Origin of the sequence: Nocardia spongicola (assembly GCF_047200775.1) — a bacterium.
In the GTDB taxonomy this organism is placed as follows: Bacteria; Actinomycetota; Actinomycetes; order Mycobacteriales; family Mycobacteriaceae; genus Nocardia.
This window is the reverse complement of sequence record NZ_JBJZOO010000004.1, coordinates 104,461-128,438: the sequence shown is the minus strand read 5'-3', so window position 1 is coordinate 128,438 and position 23,978 is coordinate 104,461. Positions and strand designations below refer to the sequence as shown.

Here is a 23,978-nt window from a genome sequence, read left to right as displayed (position 1 = left end):
GCGGGCATCGAGACATTTCATGCCCAGAAAGCTGCAGCGACGATTTTCTAAGAACCAGATCCAGGCCCACGCGTGAATCTCGGTGATTTTCGAACCCCGGAAACCACAGGCGCGCGGACACGGCATCCGCGCCGTCGATGCGACTGAACGCCGCTTCCTCTCCGTAGCCGGGCTCCTGCTGCTCGCGGATTGCACGGGGTGGATCATGTCGTCTATGAGTGATCTCAAACTGTTCCGGCTTGTAGACGGTCGTGCGACCGAGTTATCCGGCAGCTCAGTTGCTTTGGAGCGTCACCTGCAGAGTGCCATCGAGGCCAATATGGAAGCTCTTTTCGGCGTTCGGTTTCTGGCTTCGGAGTACTCGACAGGACCCAAGCATCGTGGTCGGATCGATTCGTTGGGTATCGATGACACGGGTTCGCCGGTGATCTTCGAGTACAAGCGGGCACGCGATGAGAACGTGATCAACCAGGGTCTGTTCTATATGGACTGGCTGCTCGATCATCAGGCGGAATTCAAACTGCTCGTGATGGATAGACTCGGCACAGAGGTCGCGAAGCAAATCGATTGGACCAGTCCGCGGCTTGTCTGCGTCGCTGGAGATTTCACGCGATACGACGAGCATGCCGTGGAGCAGAACAACCACAACATCGAACTCGTCCGATACCGCGACTTCAATGGTGAGCTTCTGGCACTGGAGCTGTTGACCGCGGTCAACAGCAGATCTGTAGCGCACACGACCTCGGCAGGATCAGCGGCTGATGAGCCGACGATGGACGACCGCCTGGCGAAGGCAACCGAATCGCTCAGGAACCTCTACGCAGATCTCGACGCACAGCTGATGTCGTTCGGCGACGATGTTCAAAAGACAACTCGCAAGCTCTATTTTGCATACAAGCGTCTGAAGAATTTCGCCTGCGTCGAGGTCCATCCGCACAACCGGACGTTGCTGGTGTACTTGAAGGTCGACCCGGACTCCGTGCGACTGGAGCCGGGGTTCTCCCGGGATGTGCGCAACATCGGGCATTTCGGTACCGGCAGCCTCGAACTTCGCCTGAAGAACTCGGACGACCTCGCCAAGGCGGAGAAACTGCTACGAGCGAGCTACGACGCGAGCTGAGAGCCGAATCCGCCACAAGCCCTCGACTCGGAACTTCGTTATTGTCGGGCAACGGCAGCTACATGTGCCAGACTCAGCGAACAGTCGGATCACGCGATATCCAGCAGGGGGTTCATGTGCCGAGCAAATCGGTCGGAGGCGGTACGAGCGCCGTCGCCGCCTCAGCGCATGCCGCGTGCGCGCGGTTCCGTGGAACCGATCCGCTCGTCCTCGGACGTACGCGCCGGAAGCTCGCCGCCGATATCGGTTTCGCCGACGATTCCGGCCGTATCCCCGAGGCGCGGTGGATACGGGCGATGATCTTCGAGCGGTTGGTGCGCGATGAGAATTTCGCGAGCGAAATCGCCACCACCGCTGTCGGGCGACTGGGTTTGGCTCGTCCCACCGAAGTCGTAACCGTCGACGCGCGAACGAATGTGGACCGGACGGCCATGCTGCTCGGCGCTGCCCATACGCGCGCGGTCACGGCGGGCGCGGCGACCTTGATGCACGGACTGGCCGTCCCCTTCGCCGGCTTCGAGGGGGAACAGGCCACCGATGTCAGGCCCGACTTCGCGGTGGTAGCCGCCACGGTCGGTGGTGAGGGGTCGTGGCTGATCCTCGGTGATGCCAAGGATTACGAACGATTGCGCTCCCGTATCGAGGACACCAGGTTGCTGAAGGGGTTTCTCCAGGTGGCTCTCGGTGCGGAGTCCGCCGCTGCCTGGTCGCGGCTGCCGAACGGAATGTCGGTGCATTCGCACGGTGTGCTCACGGTCCCGCGCAATGCGTTCCTGCAGCCGGAGGCCTTGGTCGAGTTGCTCGACGACCATCGGGCCGAGGTGCGGATGCGGGTGGCGGAGCGGCGTCGTGAGGCTGCGCGGCAGGCGTTCGGTGAAACGGAAGATCTCAGTAGGTACGTCGCTCACCTGCGGGCGATGTTCGATCCGGCGACCTGTACAACGTGCACGTTGTTCTCCTACTGCCGCAATGAGCTCCGTACCTCGGGCACCCCTGCCGATCTGCTGGTCGAGCTCGGGATCGCCGCGGATGTTCGTCCCCATGTGATCGGGATCGTCGACGGCACCGGCGTACTCGGCCGGGCTCCGGCATCGATCGTGGCGAATGTGATCGCGACGCGGGACGGGATCGCGCAGCCGACTGGCCAGCGCCGTGTGGACTCGGCGGGCCTGCCTGGCACGGTCAATGTCGTGATCGCCAAGTCCGATGCCGCTGCGCTCGGTATTCACGGGATCGCCATGCAGCGCGTTACCGCGAAGGGCCGCGAACCGTGGCAGCTCACTGTTTTCAGCGACACTCAGTCGTCACCGCAAACCCGCTACGACGTCATGCACCTGCTCGGATGCGAACTGACCAAGGCGATGACCGAGCAGCGGGCGGCGAACAGGGACACGCCGAGCCCGATCCATATCGTTGTCCCGGACGAGTCGACAGCCGATGTTCTCGCTTCGATCGCCGACAATTTGGCAGGTATCGAGCTCAGTAGGTTGCGCTGGGAGCGTGACCGTCAGATGGGGCGTACGCCATTGACTTTCAATGGTGAGCAGGCGCAGATCCCACCCGAACTACCCGAGACCAGCCGGACCGCCGTGTCGTTCCTGTTGGAGGAGGATCGCGCCAGGGCGCTCACCCTTCGCTCGCCGATCGTCGATGTCCGGGCGGCGCTGGCACAACACGTGATCGCCGGGGGCCCTGCCGTCGCTTCTCTCCGCTTGGACTATCTGGTGGGCTGGGCCGAGTCCATGACCGCTCGGCGCTTGAATCCACGAGAGTTCGAGGACCGGATCGAATCCTGCGAGCACACCCCGGGTGCGCGACTGACGAACCGCCGATCGGATGCCATCTACCGAGCCCTGACGGGAACGAAGTCCGGTCGGAATCCGGCGGACGGGCCCGCGGAGCCTGCGAGATACCACGCGCTCGTGACCGAAGAACTCCGATACAAATGCGCGATCCTCGAGCGTGCCTTGGCTGTGCTGGATGCCGTGCCGAACTCGCGGCTGCGCGAGGTGCACCGGGCGATCGAGAGTGACGCCCAGACAGTGTGGCGGCGCAGGCTGGCGCTGCACGCATCGGATCTGGTGCGGTTCGGGCGGACCTACCGCCACTGGCGCAACTCGCTCGTTCCGGTTATCGAAAGCGACCGCAGATGTCAGGCGCAACTGCTCGCGTTGGCTAATCCGCGAGCTGCTTGGGATCTGGCCACCGCGGCGGGCACCAGAGAGATCGCCTGCGCGACTGTTGTTCAGGTGGACCCGATTGTGCTTGATGTCGAGTCACGTCGGATCGGTGACGGGGCCAGGATCGTGCTGCTACACATCGATGAGGATGCGTGTGTCGAGCACTCTGACATCGAAGTCACCGCGCAGAAAGGCAGTTTCAAGTTCGCTGGGTTGTCGATCGGCCCGCTGTCCGGCATCGACGACACGCCGCGCCGGTTCGAGTGGGCACCCGTGCATGTTCCGCGGGTATCGGTCGGTGATCGGCTTGTCGTCGCGGATTTCGTGTGGTTCTCGACCAACAAGAGCCATAAATTCCTCAATGTCACCAGGCCGGCAGCCGATGGAGTGTCGGCACCGAAAGTGACGTGCGGTAGCGATTCCTACGTCGACGATCCCGATGATCATCAGTACTGCTGTCGCCCGCACGAGAGCGCCGAGGCAGACTGGGCCGACCAACTTGCCGACCGCCGGGCTCGCGGCGAACTCAACCCGCAGGTGTGGCCACCGCTCGTGGACGGGGACGCGTTCGAGGTGGCGCCGGACGGGGCGCCAACAGGGAACTCGGCCGCCGCGCCACCGACAACACCGCCCGACGACGTGACGATGGACGACCTCGATTAAGGAAGGGGTACTGCCATGCGACGACACACCCGACCGCCTTTCCTCCCCACCGAGAACGGCGGGATATCCAAGGCGAATTCCTGATGATGATCGAATTCTCGCAACCGAAGCACCTGCGCACCGAGCGCGTTCATCACGCCCTTGCCGCGGCAGGCAATGCGGCGGTCGCCGAACAGGCGGTCGAGGCATTACGGAATGCGCTCTCCGACGCAGCGCCCTTGGACCGCATCCTGCTCAAAGCGGCTGCCGGGGCGGGAAAGTCGTTCGTGCTGCAGCGATTGGTAGCTGATGCTGTCGAGCAGCCGGAGTGTTCGCGGGTCGCCATCGTCGCGTTCACCAACAAACAGATCCATCCGCTGGCGGCATCGCTCGGACGAACCCTCGGCAAAGACAAGGTGTGCTTGTTCGTCGCCAAGGATCGGTTGGCCGATGTTCCTGAGGAAGCCGAGGTGAACGCGACCGTGGCCACGACCACCTCGGATATCCCGCCTGAATGCGCGGTGGTCATCTCGACATCCCATAAGCTCGGGGCGATCGGCGAACTGAACAGATTGCAGGACCACCTCGGCCCGGCCTGCCATGACAGCTTCGCCTTCGACGTGTTGTTCGTCGACGAGGCGTGGCAGCTTCCGCACTATCTGTTCGACAAGGTCGCCAAGGCGGCGCCGATCACGGTCGGTGTCGGCGATGTCGGGCAACTGCCACCACTGGAGGTCGGTGCGAATCCGTGGCGCGGCGACCGAGGCTACAACCCCTATCGCGCGTGGCCCACCGACTTCGACCAAGACGAGCGCACATGGTCGGCGGAGCTGCCAGCGGTGTGGCGACCTGCCGCCGGTCACCTCGACCTGTGGCGGGCGTTCTACCCCGAGTGGGATGAGCTCAACTGTGTGGCAGCCCCTGGCGATCGGGCCCTGGTCGCGGCGGGGCTGTCCGCGACGGCGGCGGAGATCTGGCGGCAGGTGGGCACCGGCGTGCCGACTTTGCTCGAGGTCGCTGGTCTACCGGACCCGGAGGCGGCGGATATCGATCTGCCGCTGCTCGAGGTGGTCGAATCGCTGCTCGATGAGCTACTCGCAGCCGGGTTTTCGCTCGAGCAAGCGAAGTACGACGAGACCGGGACCAGGACCGGGGACACACTTACTCGTCGGCCGGGCGATAACCCAGGCGATCCATTGATCGCGATCCTGGCGACCCGGAATCAGGCGGTGGACGATGCGACAGACGTCGTCGAGCGATTACGCGCGAAGCATTCGCTCGCCGAGACCGATATCGTGGCGTCGACGGTCGACTCGTGGCAGGGGCAAACGAATGGCATCACCGTCGCGATCCACCCGCTGAACTCCGCCGCTGAGCTCGACGAATTCAATTCGGCGTTCGGTCGATTGGCCGTTACCTGTACCCGCGCCACTCACGGACTGTTACTGGTCACGCGGCCCGGACTCGATCAGCTCCTCGGGGAAGTGCCTGCGCGCCCTGGAACGCCGCACGGCGAGCCGGGTACTCGACATCTGCCCCGGCAGACCCATCAACGGATACTGGAGACATTCGCCCGTGGCACCCTGAACTCGGTGAAGTCGTGAAGTAAGGGCGTGCTCCGCGGTTTCGCGTCTATAGGCTGCCTCAGCTCCATGCAGCGAGTACATCGGTGGCGTTCCACACCAGGTCGACGGTGTCGGCGAGGGAGGGCTCGATATCGGCTAACGACACGATGACCATCGCTGTTTCGTGTGGGACAAAGCCGGGAACGCTGGCGACTCCGCGACTGAGATCGGCGAGATCGTGGCGATCGAACGGGGTGGAGAGCCATTTGATCGCTCCGGCGAAGAGCACCCGATCGGCGACAGGGGAGCGGTCGGCGCCGATGAGATCTATCTCGGGGTTGAAGGCGCGGTTCCACCAGCCGCCGACCGCAGTGACGTCTTTCCACGGCAGTGCTCCCACAAGCGCGGTCAGTTCGAGTGCTTCTCGTACGAGTGGTGCTACGGCTTTGCCGCGCCAGGAGCTCCAGCGCCGAGCGAACAACTCGTAGGCCGCGTCGCCGCGACCCCGTCGAACCAGGTCATGAACCGAGCGTAGGACGGCGAGGTAGAGCCGCAGGTTGCTGTCCGCGACTCGGTGGAGCGCAGGCTTTCCGGGTTTGACCGACAACGGCTGTGCGACTGACAAGACCCTCTTTTCTGCCGAAAGACGGTGCAGTAGCGGAGAGAGCGATCCGGAGGGCAATGCGCCGCTGCGGCTTCCCGCCGTGGCCGCGATAGTGGCATGGGTCCGTTCCCCGCCGCCGATCGCTTCGAGGACGCGGCGCGCTTGATCAGGTGCGGGGAATTCGGCGAGGAGGGTGGACTCGGGGACGCCGAACAGTGGCGCGGCGGGGTCGCCGCATTCTCGTCGCACGAACTCGAGCGGCGACAGTCCAGGTGGCCAGTTGCGCAAGATGCCGGGGAGTCCGCCGGTGATCAGATGCGCGTCGATGCTCTCGGCCGGGTCGAGTCCGAGCGCGCAACCGACGTCGGCCGGGTTGAGCGGATCGAGGACGAGGTTATCGGCTCGTCCGTAGAACGGGCGGTCGTAGGCGGTAAGTCGTTCCATCATGTGGATGTCGCTGCCGAGGAGCAGCAGTAAGACCGGGCGTTGCTGCAGCAACCTGTCCCATGCTGTCTGCAGCGCGCCATCGAAAACCGGGTCTTGTTCGGCCAGCCAAGGCAGTTCGTCGATCACGATAATGGTCGGCGTATCGTCGAGCGCGGCCGTCAGCAGCCGGAATGCGTCGGTCCAGCCGCCGCCGATCTCCTCGGGGAGGGTTTCCGGGTCAGGTGCGATCTCTGATCTCTTCAACTCCGCCAGGAACATCGCGAGCGATTCGGCGACCGGCATCCCCTTGGTCGCGGTGAAGTACAGATACGGCACTTCCGCCATATCGCAGAACTCCTGGACCAGCCGCGATTTTCCGACCTGCCTGCGACCTCTGATCGCAACGGCGACACCCCTGCGAGACTCCGCGACACGCTGTAAGCGAGTCCGCAGCAGTCCCAGCTCGACATTCCGGCCCACGAACCCTGATGCCATTGGCGCTCCTAATAGGATTCCAATCTATGTAGATTCTATCTATGTAGATAGAATCTACATATACTTTTACCTGATTCCGGCCTACAGCAGTAGGCCTCGAATGCCGTGCCGCAGGGTTCCGAGTGAACCGTCCCGGCCATTCGCGGTCGGCTCTCGCGTCGGTGCCGCGCAAGTCATAGGCTTGCGCGGTGAGTTCCGGGCGGACGATGGTCGACGGGCGTTTCGAGTTGATCGAGCCGCTCGGTAGTGGCGGTATGGGGACGGTGTGGCGAGCGTACGACGTCGCCTTACATCGTGAGGTGGCGCTGAAGGAGGTGCGGGCGGCCGAGCCGAACGGTGCGGCCAGTGTGCAGCGCGAGCGGGTATTGCGGGAGGCACGGGCGCTGGCCCGAATCCGGCACCCGAATGTGGTGGCGATCCATCACATTGTGGATTCGCCCGCGGAAACCCATCCGTGGATCGTCATGGAGTTGGTGCGGGGTCGATCGCTCGCCGATTACCTCGAGGCCGGGCCGATGGCCCCGGGATGGACGGCACGGGTCGGCTTGGGGATTCTCGCTGGCCTGCGTGCCGCACATGCGGCAGGCGTGCTACACCGTGACATCAAACCGGCGAATGTGCTCATACGCGAGGACGGTTCGCCGGTGCTGACCGATTTCGGGATCGCGGCGATCGACGGGCTGGAAGGACTCACCTCCACCGGAAGTGTTATCGGCTCGCTGGATTATGTCGCGCCGGAACGACTCGGTGGTGTCGAGGGTCATCCGTCCTCGGATCTGTGGTCGCTGGGGCTGTTGTTGTACGTCGCGGTGGAGGGATATCACCCGCTGCGCCGCGAGACGTCGGTCGCTACGCTGGCGGCTGTCATGGCGGGTGAGGTGCCTGCGCCTCAGCGGGCGGGACCGCTGACGCCGGTCCTGCGAGCTGTACTGGTACCCGACCCGGACCACAGGCCACCGGTCGAGTATGTGGACCGGATGCTGTCCCAGGCATTCGCCGAATCGTCGGGGTCAAGGGGTATTCCTGCGGTCCAGCCGGGACTGTCGGCACCGATGATGCCATCGGGACCATCGGGACCATCCGTTCATTCGCTGTCGGCTCCGCGCACCGGGCCGGCTGGTCCGTCGCGAAGGCTGTGGATCGCGGCGGTTCTCACGGTCGTGGTCTGCGTTACGGTGGTCGCAGCGCTCGCATTGTGGCCTCGAGGCGCCGAGACGAGCGTGACGGCCGGCGGTTCGTTCGATTCGAGCGCGTCTGCCGGCTCGGGTGAGTCGTCCAGCGCACCGACCTTCTCCGTCCAGCCGTCTTCCGAGTCCACCTCCCCGAACACACCGCAGGTCGGTGATCTGCTCACCCCGGACGGCATCCTGCGCGCGATCACCGCTCTCGAACAGGTCACCGGCGGACAGCAGTTCACTGAAACAACGGTCTACCCGACTTTCGTCGACACCGGTGCGCCGTTGAAGGATCAGCCGACTCTGTACGACGAATTCACTTACCGTGACGGCGAAGTCGAACATGTCGGCCCCGGCGGGGAACTCACCGAGACGGAGACGGTGAACTTGCGCTCGATCGAGTGGAGCGCTCTCCCGGCACTCTTCCAGACGGCTGAGGACGAACTCGGTATCCCCGAGCCAACCTCTCGCTACCTCATCGTCGACCCGGCCTGGGTCTTCAACGATGATAAACCGACGGTGCTGGTGTATCTGGCCGACGACTACGGCGGTGCCTATCTGGCCGCCGATATCGATGGCTCGGTGGTGGAGCTGATGCCGCGCGAGCGATGAGCCGCTTGACCGCCGGTCGGCTGTGAAGCTCTGGCAGTACCACGTATTCGTGAGCAGGCATCCCGTGCAAGGGAAGTAGTGGACGGTCTCTGACCAGCGAGGATAACTCGCTGGTCAGAGACCTGAATCGGATCGCCCTTTCCGGCTCGCTGATACCGCTGTAGCGATGCTCCGCGTCCGGAGCGGGCCTGATCCTGCTCAGCAGGTGCTAGGCGCCGGCTCGCCGCGCACCCGGCCTTCCATCCACATCAGCACCTCGGGGGCACCGAGCACCGCCCCGGTCAGATGATCGGAGGGTGGTACCTGCAGCGTCTGCACCGGCACTCCGGCAGCGCACCAGCGGCGATTGGTCTGATCGATCGCATCGAGCGGAATCAGGCTGTCGGTCGGGGAATGCCATTCGAACACCGGTGTTCTCGGCGCTCCGTCGTAGAGTGCCAGGCTGTTCTCCCGCAAGATCACCCGAGCGGCATCGAAGTCGATGATCGAGTCGCCATTCATGAACTCGCGGGCGCTGCCGCCGGTGCCGATGCTGAGGATCTCGGCGGTACAGCTGTTGGCCATGGCATTGCCGATTTCGTGGCCACGCTCGTTGAGGTACGTGCTCACCGGCAGCCGATTCGGGTATTCCCGTTCCAGGCCGATCGCCGCTGCCATCGCCAGCCCGAAGGCCGGGTGTGGTTCGAAGCCGAGCACATCGGCCATTGTCTCCATGTTCATGGGGGTGCCGCCGACGGCCGCACCCGCGAGCTCCAGTTCCGGTGCGTATGTCGGCTGCAGCGCGGCAGCCCACCCACTGGCCAGACCGCCGCCGGAGTAGCCTGCCAGCACTACTCGGCTGTTCTGTGCGGCGAGTTCGGGCATTCGTTTCACGGCCCGGACACCGTCCAACACGATATGGCCACCCAATCGCGCGGCTCCCAGCGCGAAGTAGGGGCCGAGATGATCCGGCAGTGCCACACTCCAACCCTGCGCGAGCACTGCGTTCAGCATGGGTACGGTCGCGAGCAGGTTGGTATCGCCGGAGTACAGCAGATGCGATACCGCGCAGCCGGTACCGAGCGCGTTGATGAAGTGCTGATACGACAGCAGTGGCGCGTCCGGCCGATGACCTGCGGGGGTGACGACCGTGGTGGTCGCCGCGATGGGTACGCCGTTCGAGTTGCTGGAGCGGAATTGCACCAGCGTGACGCTCGCGCCGGGGAATACCGGTAATGGCGGCAGTGGCCGCGCATTGAGTACATCACCGGGCTGATGCGCCGCTAGATCCGTCGGAGCGGAGTAGAAGGGATCCGGATCGGGCCACGGATAGAGCGGTTCCGCGGTCGCCGTTGTTGCCGACAGCCCGAGTGCCACGCCGCTGCCGAGCGCAGCGAGGAGCCGGGCCCACCTATTGCTTCTGCCGCCGAGAGAAAGAGGAAACCGACGAGTCACGACCTGACCTCCTAGACCTCCATGGGTAGTTCGTAGTCCGCTGGATTCGGCGGACCGACGAGCTCGATGCCCAGCACACGATCACTGGCAAATACACAGCGACACATCCCAAGGGGGCTTGACTGCTGCGGCCGTAGTGCTGCCCAGTTGATGTCGCCTGCGGGAAACCGTCCCTTCCGGGGAGTGGAAGTTGCCGGAGAATACTCGCAAAGTACGCCCTGCGGCGCTCTGGCGGGCGCAAACGTGAATGTTGCTTACATCGATCATACGGGCCTCGCACATATCCGGTTGAAAACTAGAAGCAGGCATACAGACAGCTTCCGGTCGCTGATGATCACGGTACCAAGCCGGAGTCGGTGCTGTGGCAAATATTTCGCAAATCAAGAGTTCAACCCGGTTTCCCGTTTCGGGCAGAAGATGCCGAACGAGCTGGGCGGTGGCGGCTCATGCGATGCGGGTGATGGCAAGTGCGGCAGTGTCCGGAATATCCCCTTCGGCGATGTCGACCGAGGTGAGTGATCAGACTCACAAATCGGTATCGGCAACTGGTCGGCGAAGATGCTGAACAGCCATTTCCGGATGGGCTGCCGGCTGATCGGCGAGAAAATCGGATGATCTGTGTCGGTGCCGACCGGAATACTGACCCGCGCTCGATGAGTTTCCGTCTCGATCGCTGTGGCGCCGAGACGCGATCCGGTGGCCCGGCGACGGACCACACACCTTGTCAACACCCCATGATCCGGAGGTACCCGATGACTGCCGAACCATCCGCTCTTGCTTCGAAAGGGCGGACACCGACTGTCATCAGGGTGCTGGTACTCGCGACTTTCGTGGTGATCTTGAACGAGACCATCATGATCAACGCGATCCCACGGCTGATGGCCGACCTCGAGGTCACCGAGCGCGCGGCGCAGTGGGTATCCACCGCGTTCATGCTGACGATGGCGGCGGTCATTCCGACCACCGGCTGGTTCCTGCAGCGCGTGACGACCAGACAGGCGTATACCGCGGCGATGGCAGTCTTCCTGGCCGGTACCGCGCTGTCGGCTGTCGCACCGTCGTTCGTGGTGCTGCTCCTCGGGCGGATCATCCAAGCGGGCGGCACCGCGGTGATGATGCCGCTGCTGATGACCACACTGATGACAGTGGTGCCCGAACACGACCGCGGCCGGGTGATGGGCAATGTCACCCTGGCCATCTCGGTGGCGCCGGCACTGGGGCCGGTGCTGTCCGGGGTGGTACTGCAAGTCGGTTCGTGGCGTTGGCTTTTCGTGCTGGTGCTGCCGATCGCCGCGGTGATCACCTGGCTGGGCCTGCGCAGGCTGGAGGACATCGGTGAACCGCAGGCCGGGGTGATCGATACGGCCAGTGTGGCCTTGGCCGCGCTCGGATTCGGTGGACTGGTGTTCGGACTCAGCCGGTTCGAAAGCGGCGATTTCACCAGCCCTGCCTTGATGATCGCCGCGGGTTCTGCCTTCATCGCGGTGTTCGTGTTCCGGCAGTTGCGTCTGCAGCGCACCGGTACTCCATTGCTGGATCTGCGGGTTCTGCAGTCGGCTACCTATGCGAAGGCGCTGGTACTGATGTCGGTGGCGTTCATGGCGATGCTCGGGTCGATGATCTTGCTGCCGTTGTACCTGCAGAATCTGCGTGGTCTGAGCCCCTTGCAGACCGGTTTGCTGGTGATGCCGGGCGGGTTGGCGATGGGCCTGCTCGGGCCGACCGTCGGGCGCTTGTTCGACCGCTTCGGTGGGCGGGTGCTGGTGGTTCCAGGGTCGATCGGGATCGCCATGGCTTTGGCCGGGTTCACCCGGATTTCGATGACCATGCCGTACTGGCAGCTGCTGGCCTTGCATGTGCTGCTGATGGTGTCGCTGGCCGCGACCTTCACCCCGGTCTTCACTCTCGGTCTCGGCGCGCTGCCGCAGCAGCTGTACTCGCACGGCAGCTCGATGCTCGGCACCCTGCAGCAGGTCGCCGCGGCTTTCGGTACCGCATTGGTGGTGACGGTGATGTCGACCCGCAGTACTACCCTTCTCGCCGAAGGCGCCGACTCTGTCGCCGCCGACCTCGACGGCATGCGCTTGGCCTTCCTCATCTCCGCGGGCCTGGCACTGATCATGGTCGCCATGGCGATGCTGTTGCCGAGCCGGACCGCTACTGCGGAAGCGGTAGCGGACCATGAGGCCGCGGCCCCGGAGTTGCTCGAGAGCTGAACGGGATTCGGTACGACGAAGCCCGCTGAGATCCAGGCAGCCCGGACAGCGGCTTCAAGGGGCCGACACCGCTTATCTCTGAATGATCGGCAGATTACGTAATGCTCGGCTGGGGTACCCAGCCGAGCATTACGTGTGGGCCGAAGACTTGTCGATGCAACTGTGCGCGGATCAGGCGCGGAGGCCGGATCCGGCGCGGCGGCTGGTTTGCTCGGTTGGAAGTGCGCGAGCTGCTGTGCATCGGTCGACGCTCTTACCTGTGTTGTGAGCCATATCTACCCGGTCTGTGTATCGGCTGGAGGCCGAGCGGTGCGCTGGTGGCTTGCCCCAGCAAATCGACATACCGCCGATGGGCAATGACCCGACAGGCAATGAAAGGCATCACATATGCCCAGGGAGCCTCGAGTTAGCTGGGCATGGTTTCGATGCATTGCCGTAGTGGCCGGATAAAAAATTATGCTGTGTGTGTGCATATTTTTGTCGCGCCGCGTTAATCTCGATTCACATAATAAATACCGATTGGTCGGTATTTATTTTCATCTTTCCATCTGATGAATGAGGTGTGAACAGCGAATTTTCCAGATATGGATGCTTTACCGTGTTTCCCAGTAACGTATATCTGGTTCTCGCCGAGTCTCTCATCTGTCCCAACTGTCTGAGACGGATTGTGTTCGACTGGGTCTCCCTGGTCTGCCGATTTGTTTCGGGAAACATATCGACCAAAATTAACCAGCTGATTGCTGCCTGTCGAAAGGTGTAGTCCCGAAAAATCTTTCAGATTGCAGCTAGCAAAGTGTGGGTGTACAGATATGTGAACGTGCGGCGGTGTCCCGACACCCTCGTGCGGATAGCGAGGCGGTGGAAACCAGCGTCTCGTTCATGGGAATCGGAGGGCAAGTGTGCACAGGTGCTTTGCGTGTTGAAATCCGCTTTGAACTGTGAAAACACGGCCTTTAGCGGTTGTAGGAGCGTCGATCGGCGCATAGATCGTGCGCGGAGGAAATGCCTGCCGCGTGGCGGAGGGAGACGCTGAATGAATGTATCCGACGCCGTGGGTGAACGGGTGCTGGCGATGTTCTCACGTGGTCTGCATGTGGTCGAAATAGATATGGATACCCCGTTGCTGGATTATGGCCTGGACTCGGTGCGGTCGGTGGAGTTGGTGATCGAGCTCGAGCGGGAGTTCGATATCGCGATCACCGATGAGGAGGCTGCGCAGCTGCATACCGCGCGGGAAGTGATCGCCTGTGTGCTGGCGAAGACGGCGCACGACCGGCGTGCGGGGGCCGGGGCGCGGGCGTGAGTGCGTATCCGGGACCACAGGAATCGGAAGCGGCCGCCGCCTCCGGCCTGTTCGCTGATTTCGTCGAGTACAACCGCCCTGGCCTGGCCCGATTGCTGCGGGCCTGCCACCTGGACATGGTGTACACCGCCGCGGAGGGTGACTACCTCGTCCGCGCCGATGGCACCAGGGTCCTGGATCTTGTCGGCGGTTTCGGTGTCGCGCTGTTCGGGCACAACCATCCGGCGCTGGTGCGCACGGCGACAGCGCTACTGAACCAACAGGTGCCCTTCGTGGCGCAAGGCAGTGTCCGGCCTGGGGTGGCACGGCTGGCGCGGCGGCTCTCGGAGTCGGTCGGCGCGAGCACCGGCCGGGAATATGTCGTCACTTTCGGCTCCACGGGCGCCGATGCGGTCGAAGCGGCGATCCGGCATGCCACAGTCGCGCATCTGCGCGCGCTGTCGGATTTCGAGGCCGAGACCCGGCGCACGCTGCGCAGGCTGCACCGCGACCGGCTGCACGATGTGCGCCCGGTAGCTCCTGCCGACGATGCCGAACCAAGGACGGCCGCCGCGGTGCTCACCGAGACATTGGCGCGTATCGCGCGGTTGCGTGAGCGCGGCCCGGTGTTCGTCTCACTGGCCGGCGCGTTCCACGGCAAGAGTGCCGGGGCTTTCGCGCTCACCGAACAAGCCGATACCCCGACCGATCTGGTGGTGCCAGGCCCGGAGCGGCACCGGCTCACCACCTGGGCGGCAGATGAGGTAGTCGAGGCGTTCGCGGATGAACTGTGCTCGGTGGGCGTTATCGGATTCGACGCCACGGGAACCCCCGTGCGCACTTGGCGGCAGCTGTCGCCGGTCGCAGCGGTGTTCGCCGAACCGGTCCAAGGTGAAGGCGGAGTCAGGGAAATCCCGCACGAGACCTTGCGGGCTCTGCGCGAACTCGCGGATCGGCATACCGCCGCGCTGGTCTTCGACGAGATCCAGTGCGGGATGGGGCGTACCGGCACGTTCCTGGCATCGACGCCGTCGGGGGTGCGCGCGGATTACTACCTGATGTCGAAATCTCTGGGTGGCGGTCTGGTCAAGATCGCCGCGCTGCTGGTGGACCGGCGGTACTCCATTTCCGACTTCGGGCGTTATCACACCTCCACCTTCGCCGATGACGAACTGTCCGCGACAGTCGCGGAAGCGGCACTGGACTTGTTGCGCGACAATCAGTTCCGTATCAACGACGCCGGGGCGCGATTACGGTCCCAGCTGGACGCGGTAGCGCGGCGCTGGCCGAACGAAATCGTTGGTGTGCGCGGGCGCGGTCTGCTCCAAGGCGTGGAACTGCGGGTGCCGGAGCCGGAATCGGCTCTGCTGCGCGAGATCTGTGATCCCGATATGTTCGGCTATGTCGTGGCCGGATACTTGCTGCACCGGCACGCGATCCGGATGCTGCCGACCCTGTCCGCGCCGACCACGCTGCGTATCCAGCCCTCGGCTTTCATTACCGATGCCGACTTGGTCCGGCTGGCGGCGGCGTTGGACGATGTCGCCGCCATGCTGCACCGTGGCCAGTACTCCCGGCTGCTGGCACACCTGGCCGCACCGGTGACCACCGGAACCCGGGCGCCGGACCGCGCGCCGCTGCCTCGGCGCGCCGAGTTGCCACCGGCACGGGACCGGAACGCACCGACCCGGGTGGCCTTCCTTGCGAACCTGCCCGAGGCCGCGGATCTGCGCCGATTCGCCCCTGAACTGGCGGACTGGTCCGATACGGAGTTCGCCGCGCTGTTCGAGCGACTGCGCGCGGTAGCCGATCCGTTCGAGCTGACCAGGCAGACGGTTTACTCGCCCTCCGGTGCCGAGGTCGAGGTGCTGATGATCGCGGTGCCGCTGTCGGCCGAACAGATCGTCGCGCACCAGCGGGCAGGCGAGCGCACCTATGTGCGCGATCTGGTGTGGTACGCCGTGGAACAGGCGGCGGCGGCCGGAGCCGAGGTGATCGGACTCGGCGGCTATACCTCGATCGTCACCGATGCCGCGCGCGAGGTGATGGAGGACACCATCACTGTGACGTCAGGTAATTCGCTCACCGCGGCGTGTGCGCTGGAAGTGCTGCGTGCCGAGCTGGCCACTCTCCCGCGGGAACAGCGGCGGGTCGGCATTCTCGGCGCACTCGGCAATATCGGCGCGGTCATGGCGGAACTCCTCGCTCCGCTGGCTGATTCGCTGGTTCTGGTGGGCAGGCCGGGTGCCGGGGCCAGGTTGCGCCGGGTAGCGGCCGGTCTGCCCGGTACGGTCGTGGTGAGCGAGGAACTCACCGCGCTGCGGGACTGCCGGATCGTGGTGACGGCGACCAACTCGGCCGAGCCGCTGGTGGGCGCCCAACATTTCGCCGTCGATCATCCGGTGCTGATCTGCGATCTGGCCGTACCAGGCGATGTGGACCCGGCGGTAGCAGAGCATCCGCATCTCACTTTGCTCGACGGTGGCCGTATGGCACTGCCGCTCGGGCAGAACCCTTCCTTTCCCGAAACCGGGTTACCCGCCGGAATCGTATACGCGTGCATGGCCGAGACGCTGCTGCTCGGTTTCGAGCCGCGCACCGCGAGCCCGTCCTACGGTGCGCTCACCGTGGCGGGCGTGCGTGCAGCGCGTGATCTGGCCGCCCGCCACGATGTACGCCCGGTGCTGTTGCCGACAGGAGCCACTACCGTGATCACCCCTGTGACCGTGTCCGGTCCTACCCCGATGTTCCTCGGCGCGGCCGACTTCAGCCCGTCCAGGGCCGGGGCCAAGGCCGCCACCCTGCACGAATTGTTGTCCGACGGATTCGATGTCCCGCCCGGCTTCGTGGTGCCCGCCGACCTGGACCTGGCCGCGGTCTCCGAGGACGAGCTGACCGAGTGGGTCCGGGCAATCGGTGGGTTCCCGGTGGCCGCGCGTTCCAGTGGCGTGCTCGAAGACCTCGATGACGCCAGTTTCGCGGGCCAGTACGAGTCCTACCTCGACATCACCGATGTGGCCACCCTGCGGTCTTATATCGAGCAGTGCCGCGAGTCGGTGCACAACGAGCGGGTGCAGGCTTATCTGTCCCGGCGCGGTCTGGCCGAGGCAGATGCGACGGTGGCCGTTTTGGTGCAGCGTATGATCGAGGCCCGCTGCGCCGGTGTGGGTTTCAGCATCGATGTGCTCTCCGGGATCGAGGACCACGCGGTGTTGGAGACTTGCCATGGTGTGGGCGAGCGCTTGGTCTCCGGGCAGGTCACCCCGACCCGTTACACGGTGCGGCTGTCCGACGGCGGCGTGGTGGAGCGCGAGGCGGGGGACGAAGACGTCCGGTTGAGTACCGCCGACACCGCGGCGTTGGCGGCACTGCTGCTCGAAGTACAGGCGCGGCGGCATCGGCCGCAGGATATCGAATGGGCGATCGATAGCGAGGGCGCGTTGTGGCTGTTGCAGTCGCGCGCGGTCACCGCGATCTGCTGGCGCACCGATATCGGCCAGTTCTCGGATGCGGATCTGCGCGACGGCGGTGTCTCGGCCCGGGTGTGTACGCCGATGATGTTCTCGTTGTACGACAACGCTTTCCAGTACTCCATGCAGCGGTTCTTCGAAGGGCTCGGGTTGGCGGAACCGGGCGTGGAGCAGGACTGGATGGCCATGTACTACGGCCGGGCCTACTGGAACGTGAACGCGGTGAAGAAGTGCTTCCAGCGCATCCCCGGCTTCGACGAGCAGCACTTCGACGATGATCTCGGCGTGCTCAACGAATACGGCCCCGAGGGGCCGGTTCGTACCCCGAACACGCCGTTGACCATCGCGCGGGCGCTGCCCGTTGCTCTGGCGGTGCAGCGTAGCTACCGCGAGCAGCTCGCCACCGTCGACGAGTTCGCCGCGAGTTGGCCTGCGAAATACGCGGCTTGGCGGGAACGAGTGCGCGCACTGCCACAGACCGATGCGGCGACGTTCGCCGCCGACCTCGCCGATTGCCTGCTCACCGTGCACGCCACCACCGAGCGCACCTACTTCACCACCATCTACCACAACTCCAGCTTGCAGACCGATTTCAAGCAGCTGCTGGACAAGATAGACGCCGCGACCGGTGCGACGACCTCGGCCATCGACCTCATGGGCGGTCTCGCCGAGATCAGTCATATGGCGCTGCAGCGCGGCATCGTCGAATTGCACCGGGTGGCAGTCGAATCCGGGCTCGACAGTCCGGCGTGGGAGTCGGCGCTCGCCGGCTTCCTCGAGGAACAGGGTTTCCACGCCGACGCCGAGCTCGACCTGACCTGCCCGCGCTGGTCGGAAGACCCGCAGCGGGTGCGGTCGATGATCGAGGTGATGCTCGACCACGGCACCGCGCCGGCCGATCCCGCGGTTACCCTGGTGGAACAGCGCAAACGCTATGAGACCGAGCTGGCGGCAGTACGCGCCAGGGTCCGCGCCCGGCCGATGACACGGGTGCGCTACGCCAAGTCGCTGGACAAGCAGATCGAGCGGATGCGGCGCTATCTCGTCGCCAGGGAACGGATGCGCGAATTCTCTTCGCAGTACTACGCCGTGGTGCGTGCCTACGTGGTGGAAGCGGGCACCCGGCTGGCTGCCGCGGGTACGCTGGAATACGCCGATGACGTGTTCCAGCTGACTATCCACGAGCTGACCGATCTGGTCTCGGGCCGGGTGGCCGCCGCCGAGCTCGCGCCCGTGATCGCTTACCGCCGTGCCATGTACGCGGGCTACCGCGATCTCACCCCGCCGCACGAACTCGGTGGTGGGGTGACCGTCGCGGCAGTACGCGAGGCGGGTGACGGCGATCTGTCCGGTCTCGGCTGCAGTCCGGGCGTGGCCGAGGGGACGGCGCGGGTGATCACCTCCCTGGCGAGTATCGATCAGCTGCGCGAGGGCGACATTCTGGTCACCCGCTTCACCGATCCGGGCTGGACGCCCGCATTGGGGTTGGTGGCCGGAGTGGTTACCGAGGTGGGCGGCATGCTTTCGCACGCCGCCGTCATCGGCCGTGAGTACGGCATTCCCGCTGTGCTGAATGTGGCTGGGGCGACGGATGCGGTGCGCTCGGGACAGCGCATCCGGGTAGACGGCAGTTCGGGTCTGGTCCAGATCCTGGATTCCGCTGTCGTGGCGGAACCGGAGACGAGCGCACCCGGTGCGCTGGAGCCTGCGTCCGCCGCGTCCCGCACGGATACACCTCGGACGGACGCACCTCGCACAGACGCATCCCGAACGGACACCGCCACGCGCGTCGAACCGGAAGCGTCCCGGGCACCGGTCCGGGCGTTCCGGGAAGAAACTACGACCACAACGGATCCTGCCGCATCGCGCGGCGCAGGAAAGGACACCACACTGACCGCACGCAAACGTCTCATCTGCATCGCAGGTGGTGACGGATCAGGTAAGACCACGCAGGTGGCCAGGATCGCCGCCGAGTTCGAGGCACAGGGGCACAGTGTCGCCGCGGTGACGATCTGGGACGCGTTCCTCGACCCGAAGGTCTCGTCGAAATTGCCCTGGAGCAGCCCCGCCGAGATCTACAGTTACCTGCAGTTGCTCACCCCACTCAGCCGCGCGCACTTCCTGTTCCACGCTATGCAGCTGTCCTTGGATCTGGCTGCCGAACGCGGCGCGGACATCATGCTCGCGAATGCCTACTGGTACAAGTACTACGCCACCGAGGTCGCCCATGGCGGTGATCCGGCCGTATTGCGCAGCTTGACCGCGGGTTTCCCGGAACCGGACCGTACCTTCTACCTCGCGGTGAGCCCGAAGGACGCGCTGGGCCGCAAGCAGTTACGCAGCGACTACGAGAGCGGTTACGGTGACGAGGAGTCGTTCCTGACCTTCCAGGAGCGTAGCCACGAGGCGCTCGACGCGTTGTCGGAGGAACTGGGCTGGATCCGGCTCGACGGCACTGCGGCGCCTGCCGAGATCACCCGCTCCGTCCTCGCCCAGCTGAGCGAGGATGACCGATGAGCGCAGCGGGCACCCGCCGGGTGGCCCTGGTCGGTATCGATGGCGCGGGCAAGTCCTCGGTGCTGGCCGGGCTGCGCGCACTGGCCGAGCCTGCCGGGATCGGCACCTTCGCATCGATGACCTGTCCCGATTTCCACAACACCCGTAACGTTCCGCTCGCCGATCTGTCCCGGCAGTTGCGGGCGTTCAGTGTCGGCTGTGACGAGATCGGCGATGTGGCGATGAAGGCCACCGCGATGTACCTGCAGATGACTCTGTTCGGTCCGGTGGAACAGCATTTCCTGCGTACCTGGGCGCCGGATGTGCTTGTGTGCGAACGACACCCGTTGATCGAGCTGCTGGTCTACGGACCGTTGTATGTGAGTCTCGGTGGTACCGACGGCCGCTGCCGTGAGCGGGAGGACGAGATCGCCGCAGTGCTGGAACGGCATCGGCCCGGCACCTTCGCCGATATCCTGGCCTGGCAGCACGCGCAGGCCGAGCGGCTGGGTAGTTCACCGGACCCGTGGCTGTTGCTGTCGGAGATCGCGGAACTGGTCAGCCGGGATGTCGCAGGCGCGATATCCGGTTTCTCCGACCGGTTCCGCACCACGCTGCCCGATGCGGTGCTGTGGCTGGATGCACCTCCGGAGCAGGCCGCGGCGCGTTGTATAGAACGGTCGGCGGACGGACCGGTCGAGGCCCATGAGACCGCGGAGCGACTGACCGCGCTGCGCGCAGGCTACGAGCGGGTGCGCGAAACCCTCGCGACCGCATTTCCCGAGGTGGGATTCCATCGCATCGACAGCGGTGACGGGGTCGATCTCGAGGAATCGGTGCGTGCCTGCGTGATGGAAGGGAAGTTGCTGGGATGAGCGCGCGCAGCGGTGCCGCCGCGACCGACCTGGAGGCACGGGTCCGTGAGATCGTCGGCGAGGTGCTGTGGGTATCCGCCGCCGACCTGGACCCGGAAAAACCGCTGGTCGACTATGGGCTCGATTCACCCACCGCCATAGAACTGACCATTCAGCTGGAAAACGCCTTCTCGGTGAGTATCCCGGAGGATGTCGCTGTCCGGCTGACCACGATCGCCACGATCGTGCGATACGTCGAGGATCAGACATGACCACACCATCACAGACCCTGCGACCCGAGCACGAGAGCATCGTGCACGCGCTGCTGGCAGGCGGTGCGCGGGGCGCGGCGGCGGCATCGACGATCATCATGCCCGAGCGTGCAGGCACGCCGCACGATGACGACATCACTGTGCGGCACGACGATCTCCTGGTGATGGCGAGCCGGGCAGCGGCCGGGCTGGCCGCTGGCGGCGTGCGCCGGGGAGACCGGGTACTGCTGTGCCTGTCCACTTCACCGGAGTTCGTCACGGCATTCTTCGGTGCCCTGCTGCTCGGTGCGGTGCCAACCGCGATCGCCACCCCGGGCGGATTCGGCGCCGCGGAGGCCTTCCAGGACCGTTTCGCTCGGCTGCTGGCCTATCTGGAACCTACTGCTGTCGTGGCAGGCACCTCGGTGCTGACCGGATTGGCCTTACCCGCGTCGGTGGCCGGGATCGATGCCGATGAGCTGTATGCGACGGCAAGCGCACCGGATGCGCCCACCGTGTCGCCGTATCTGCCCGCGCCGGAGGATCTCGCGTTCATCCAGGCCACCTCCGGCTCGACCGGGGTGCCGAAGGGGGTGCAGATCACGCACGGCAATCTGGCCGCCAACTGTGAGCAGATCGCCCGCGTCGCCTCGATCGGTTCCGGTGACACCTGGGTGAGCTGGCTGCCTTTGCACCACGATATGGGTTTGATCGGCGGTTTCCTCACGCCGCTTTTCCGTGGTGCCGATACGGTGCTGTTGCCACCGAGCCGGTTCTTGCGCCACCCGGCCGATTGGCTGCGCGCTGTCGGCCACTACCGCGGAACACTCACCGCGTCACCGAATTTCGCCTTCGGTTATGCCGCGGCTCGGGTAGCCGACCGGGATCTCGACGGAGTGGACTTGTCGGAATGGCGGTTCCTGTTCTGTGGCGCCGAACCGATCTATCCACCTACGGTGCAGCGGTTCGTCGACCGGTTCGGTGCCTGGGGGCTGCCCGCCGATGCGCTCGTGCCGTGCTACGGGTTGGCCGAGGCATCACTCGCGGTGACGGTGTCGCGGCCGCATGCGCCGCTCGCCTATGACACGGTCTCCCGTGGGGAGCTCGTCGAAGACGGTGTGATCGTGGATGTTCCGGCCGGGGACGGCGACGGGCTCGACATCGTCGATTGCGGTGCTCCGGTGCCGGGCACCGAGGTCCGCATCGTGGCCGAGGACGGTTCCCTCTGCGGTCCGGATCTTGTTGGCCGCGTGCAATTCCGCGGGCCGTCCACCACGCCGGGTTATTTCCGGCTGCCCGAGGTCACGGCCGCGGCGCTGGTGGATGGTTGGTGGGACACCGGTGATGTCGGCTACCTGCGAGACGGGCGACTGCGGATCACCGGTCGGAGTAAGGATCTGATCATCATCCGCGGGGCGAACTATCTGCCCACCGACTTCGAGATCGCCGCCGAACAGGTGGAGGGAGTGCGGCCGGGTGGAGTGGTCGCAGTGGGACGCACCGATGCCGAGGGCATGTCGGAAGACCTGCACCTGATCGTCGAAACCACCCTGGAATCCGCCGAACACGACACATTGGCACGGGCGGTACGCGCCGCGGTGAGCAAACGCACCGGGGTGCTTGCCGCAGGTGTGCGGATCGTCGCGCCGCGCAGTATCCCCAAGACCACCAGCGGCAAAGTGCAGCGCGCTGCGGCGCGGCGCCTGCTGGATGACGAGCCGGGCAACCTCGTCGGCGCCGGGCAAGGGGAGGGCAGCGCACGATGACTGTGTTGACCCGAACCGGTGAGCGCCGCTTGGACGGTCCTGTGCTGCGCCATCCACTGGGTGTCTACCCCGAGTATCGGGCCGACCCGCTCACTCTGTTCTATGACAACGCGCTTGCCTATGGCGGCAGCGTGCGGCTGCGGCTGGCCCACCAGCAGGTGCACCTGCTGGTCGAGCCGGAGCACATCGAGCAGGTGTTGGTCACCCATGCGGAACGGTACGAGAAGGGGATCAGTTACCGGAGCCTGAACTATCTGCTCGGTCCCGGTCTGCTCACCAGCGGTGGCGAACTGTGGAAACGCCAGCGCGCCTTGATCAAACCCGCTTTCGCGCGCAGACACGTGGAGACCGAGATCCCGCTCATGGTGGAATGCGCCCAGCGGATGCGTACTCGTCTGGACGCGCGTGCCGCCGACGGGGAAGCATTCGATCTGGTGCCCGAGGTGATGGGATTCGCCGCCGATGTGGTGTGCCGCGCGGTGCTCGGCGCGGACCTCGACGGTGTGCTTCCGCAGATCGAAGACGATGTGCGGCAAGGGGTTTCCTGGGTGATGCAGCATATGTCCGCGCCCATCCAGATACCACCGGAGCTGCCGACGCCGGGAAACCGGCGATTGCACCGTGCGCGGCGGCGGTTGCACCAGGTGGTGGACGAGGTGATCGGCAAGCATCGGCACACCGAGGGGGATACCCACTCGCTGCTGGCCCGGTTGCTCGCGGCGCGCGACGATACCGGGCACGCGATGGACGACGAGCAACTGCGCCACGAGGTACTGACCTTCCTGCTGGCCGGGCACGAGACCACCGGAGGGGCGCTGGCCTGGACGATCTACGAGTTGTGCCGGAACCCGGCCGTACTCGACCGGGTGCGTGCCGAGATCGACGCATACCCGGACGCGCTGGACGATCCCGAGGTCGTGCGCGCCGCACTGCCAACGCTGGAGTACACCGGTCGAGCGATCGATGAGGCGATGCGCTTGCATCCCCCGGCGTGGGCATTCAGCCGTACCGCGCTGGAGACCGACCACTTCGACCGGTTCGATCTGGCTCCCGGCGCGATCGTGGTGATCAGTCCCTTCGTCAACCAGCGGTTGCCGCAGTTCTGGGACTCGCCGCTGACCTACGACCCCGACCGATTCACCAAGGAGCGCAACCGGGCACGTCCGCCGTTCCGGTATTTCCCCTTCGGCTGGGGCGCACATCTGTGCGTGGGCCAGCATATGGCGCTGATCGAGATCCGGGTGGGTCTGGCGATGCTGCTGTCCCGCTACGACATCGAACTGGTGAACGGGATGCGGGTGCGCGAAAACCCGGAGATCTCGAATATCCCCGACCCGGTGATGATCCGATTGAGCCGGCGCGAGCACGTTGCCGCACAGGAGGCGTGATG

13 protein-coding genes are annotated in these 23,978 nt (G+C 65.0%); 11 read left to right on the top strand and 2 right to left on the bottom strand.

What is annotated here, in order from left to right:
- The first annotated feature begins 82 nt into the window (after positions 1–82).
- From ACL02S_RS10690 to ACL02S_RS10680, 3 genes are all read left to right on the top strand, one after another.
- Positions 83–1,120: a DUF5655 domain-containing protein gene (locus ACL02S_RS10690; protein WP_412802207.1), complete on the top strand. Its 1,038-nt coding sequence runs from the start codon at positions 83–85 to the stop codon at positions 1,118–1,120.
- 116 nt (positions 1,121–1,236) lie between these two features.
- Positions 1,237–3,963, top strand: a complete 2,727-nt coding sequence (locus ACL02S_RS10685) for a hypothetical protein (protein ID WP_412802206.1) — start codon at positions 1,237–1,239, stop codon at positions 3,961–3,963.
- Positions 3,964–4,046: 83 nt separating this feature from the next.
- Positions 4,047–5,546, top strand: coding sequence for an AAA family ATPase (locus ACL02S_RS10680; RefSeq protein ID WP_412802205.1), 1,500 nt, complete (start codon positions 4,047–4,049; stop codon positions 5,544–5,546).
- A gap of 40 nt (positions 5,547–5,586) precedes the next feature.
- On the opposite strand, the gene ACL02S_RS10675 is transcribed toward ACL02S_RS10680, so the two are convergent.
- Positions 5,587–7,032, bottom strand: a complete 1,446-nt coding sequence (locus ACL02S_RS10675) for an ATP-binding protein (RefSeq protein WP_412802204.1) — start codon at positions 7,030–7,032, stop codon at positions 5,587–5,589.
- A gap of 188 nt (positions 7,033–7,220) precedes the next feature.
- Here ACL02S_RS10675 and ACL02S_RS10670 point away from each other — a divergent pair, with 188 nt between their 5' ends.
- Positions 7,221–8,819, top strand: a complete 1,599-nt coding sequence (locus tag ACL02S_RS10670; protein WP_412802203.1) for a serine/threonine-protein kinase — start codon at positions 7,221–7,223, stop codon at positions 8,817–8,819.
- 198 nt (positions 8,820–9,017) lie between these two features.
- Here ACL02S_RS10670 and ACL02S_RS10665 read toward each other — a convergent pair whose 3' ends face one another.
- Positions 9,018–10,253, bottom strand: a complete 1,236-nt coding sequence (locus tag ACL02S_RS10665) for a lipase family protein (RefSeq protein ID WP_412802202.1) — start codon at positions 10,251–10,253, stop codon at positions 9,018–9,020.
- Between the two features lie 752 nt (positions 10,254–11,005).
- On the opposite strand from ACL02S_RS10665, the gene ACL02S_RS10660 reads away from it, so the two are divergent.
- The 7 genes from ACL02S_RS10660 (at position 11,006) to ACL02S_RS10630 (ending at position 23,976) form a co-directional block, all read left to right on the top strand.
- Positions 11,006–12,469 carry an MDR family MFS transporter gene (locus ACL02S_RS10660; protein WP_412802201.1) on the top strand — a complete coding sequence of 488 codons (1,464 nt, stop codon included), beginning with the start codon at positions 11,006–11,008 and terminating at the stop codon, positions 12,467–12,469.
- Between the two features lie 1,033 nt (positions 12,470–13,502).
- Complete coding sequence (locus ACL02S_RS10655; RefSeq protein ID WP_412802200.1) at positions 13,503–13,772, top strand: acyl carrier protein; 270 nt, start codon at positions 13,503–13,505, stop codon at positions 13,770–13,772.
- Entirely contained in the window at positions 13,769–19,738 is a 5,970-nt protein-coding gene (locus ACL02S_RS10650) for an aminotransferase class III-fold pyridoxal phosphate-dependent enzyme (RefSeq protein ID WP_412802199.1), read from the top strand. Before ACL02S_RS10655 ends, ACL02S_RS10650 begins: the two co-directional genes overlap by 4 nt.
- On the top strand, positions 19,735–20,592 hold the full coding sequence (locus ACL02S_RS10645) for a hypothetical protein (RefSeq protein ID WP_412802198.1): 858 nt from the start codon (positions 19,735–19,737) through the stop codon (positions 20,590–20,592). The genes ACL02S_RS10650 and ACL02S_RS10645 overlap by 4 nt, the downstream gene beginning before the upstream one ends.
- Entirely contained in the window at positions 20,589–20,843 is a 255-nt protein-coding gene (locus tag ACL02S_RS10640; protein ID WP_412802197.1) for an acyl carrier protein, read from the top strand. Before ACL02S_RS10645 ends, ACL02S_RS10640 begins: the two co-directional genes overlap by 4 nt.
- Complete coding sequence (locus tag ACL02S_RS10635) at positions 20,840–22,588, top strand: fatty acyl-AMP ligase (protein ID WP_412802196.1); 1,749 nt, start codon at positions 20,840–20,842, stop codon at positions 22,586–22,588. The genes ACL02S_RS10640 and ACL02S_RS10635 overlap by 4 nt, the downstream gene beginning before the upstream one ends.
- A complete protein-coding gene (locus ACL02S_RS10630; RefSeq protein WP_412802195.1) occupies positions 22,585–23,976 on the top strand; it encodes a cytochrome P450 in 1,392 nt (463 codons plus the stop codon). Before ACL02S_RS10635 ends, ACL02S_RS10630 begins: the two co-directional genes overlap by 4 nt.
- Positions 23,977–23,978: the final 2 nt, after the last annotated feature.

Coding starts and splice junctions, on each gene's coding strand:
- ACL02S_RS10680 (WP_412802205.1), top strand. CDS start 4,047: ATGATGATCGAATTCTCGCAACCGAAGCACCTGCGCACCGAGCGCGTT.
- ACL02S_RS10675 (WP_412802204.1), bottom strand. CDS start 7,032: ATGGCATCAGGGTTCGTGGGCCGGAATGTCGAGCTGGGACTGCTGCGG.
- ACL02S_RS10660 (WP_412802201.1), top strand. CDS start 11,006: ATGACTGCCGAACCATCCGCTCTTGCTTCGAAAGGGCGGACACCGACT.
- ACL02S_RS10655 (WP_412802200.1), top strand. CDS start 13,503: ATGAATGTATCCGACGCCGTGGGTGAACGGGTGCTGGCGATGTTCTCA.
- ACL02S_RS10645 (WP_412802198.1), top strand. CDS start 19,735: ATGAGCGCAGCGGGCACCCGCCGGGTGGCCCTGGTCGGTATCGATGGC.
- ACL02S_RS10640 (WP_412802197.1), top strand. CDS start 20,589: ATGAGCGCGCGCAGCGGTGCCGCCGCGACCGACCTGGAGGCACGGGTC.
- ACL02S_RS10635 (WP_412802196.1), top strand. CDS start 20,840: ATGACCACACCATCACAGACCCTGCGACCCGAGCACGAGAGCATCGTG.
- ACL02S_RS10630 (WP_412802195.1), top strand. CDS start 22,585: ATGACTGTGTTGACCCGAACCGGTGAGCGCCGCTTGGACGGTCCTGTG.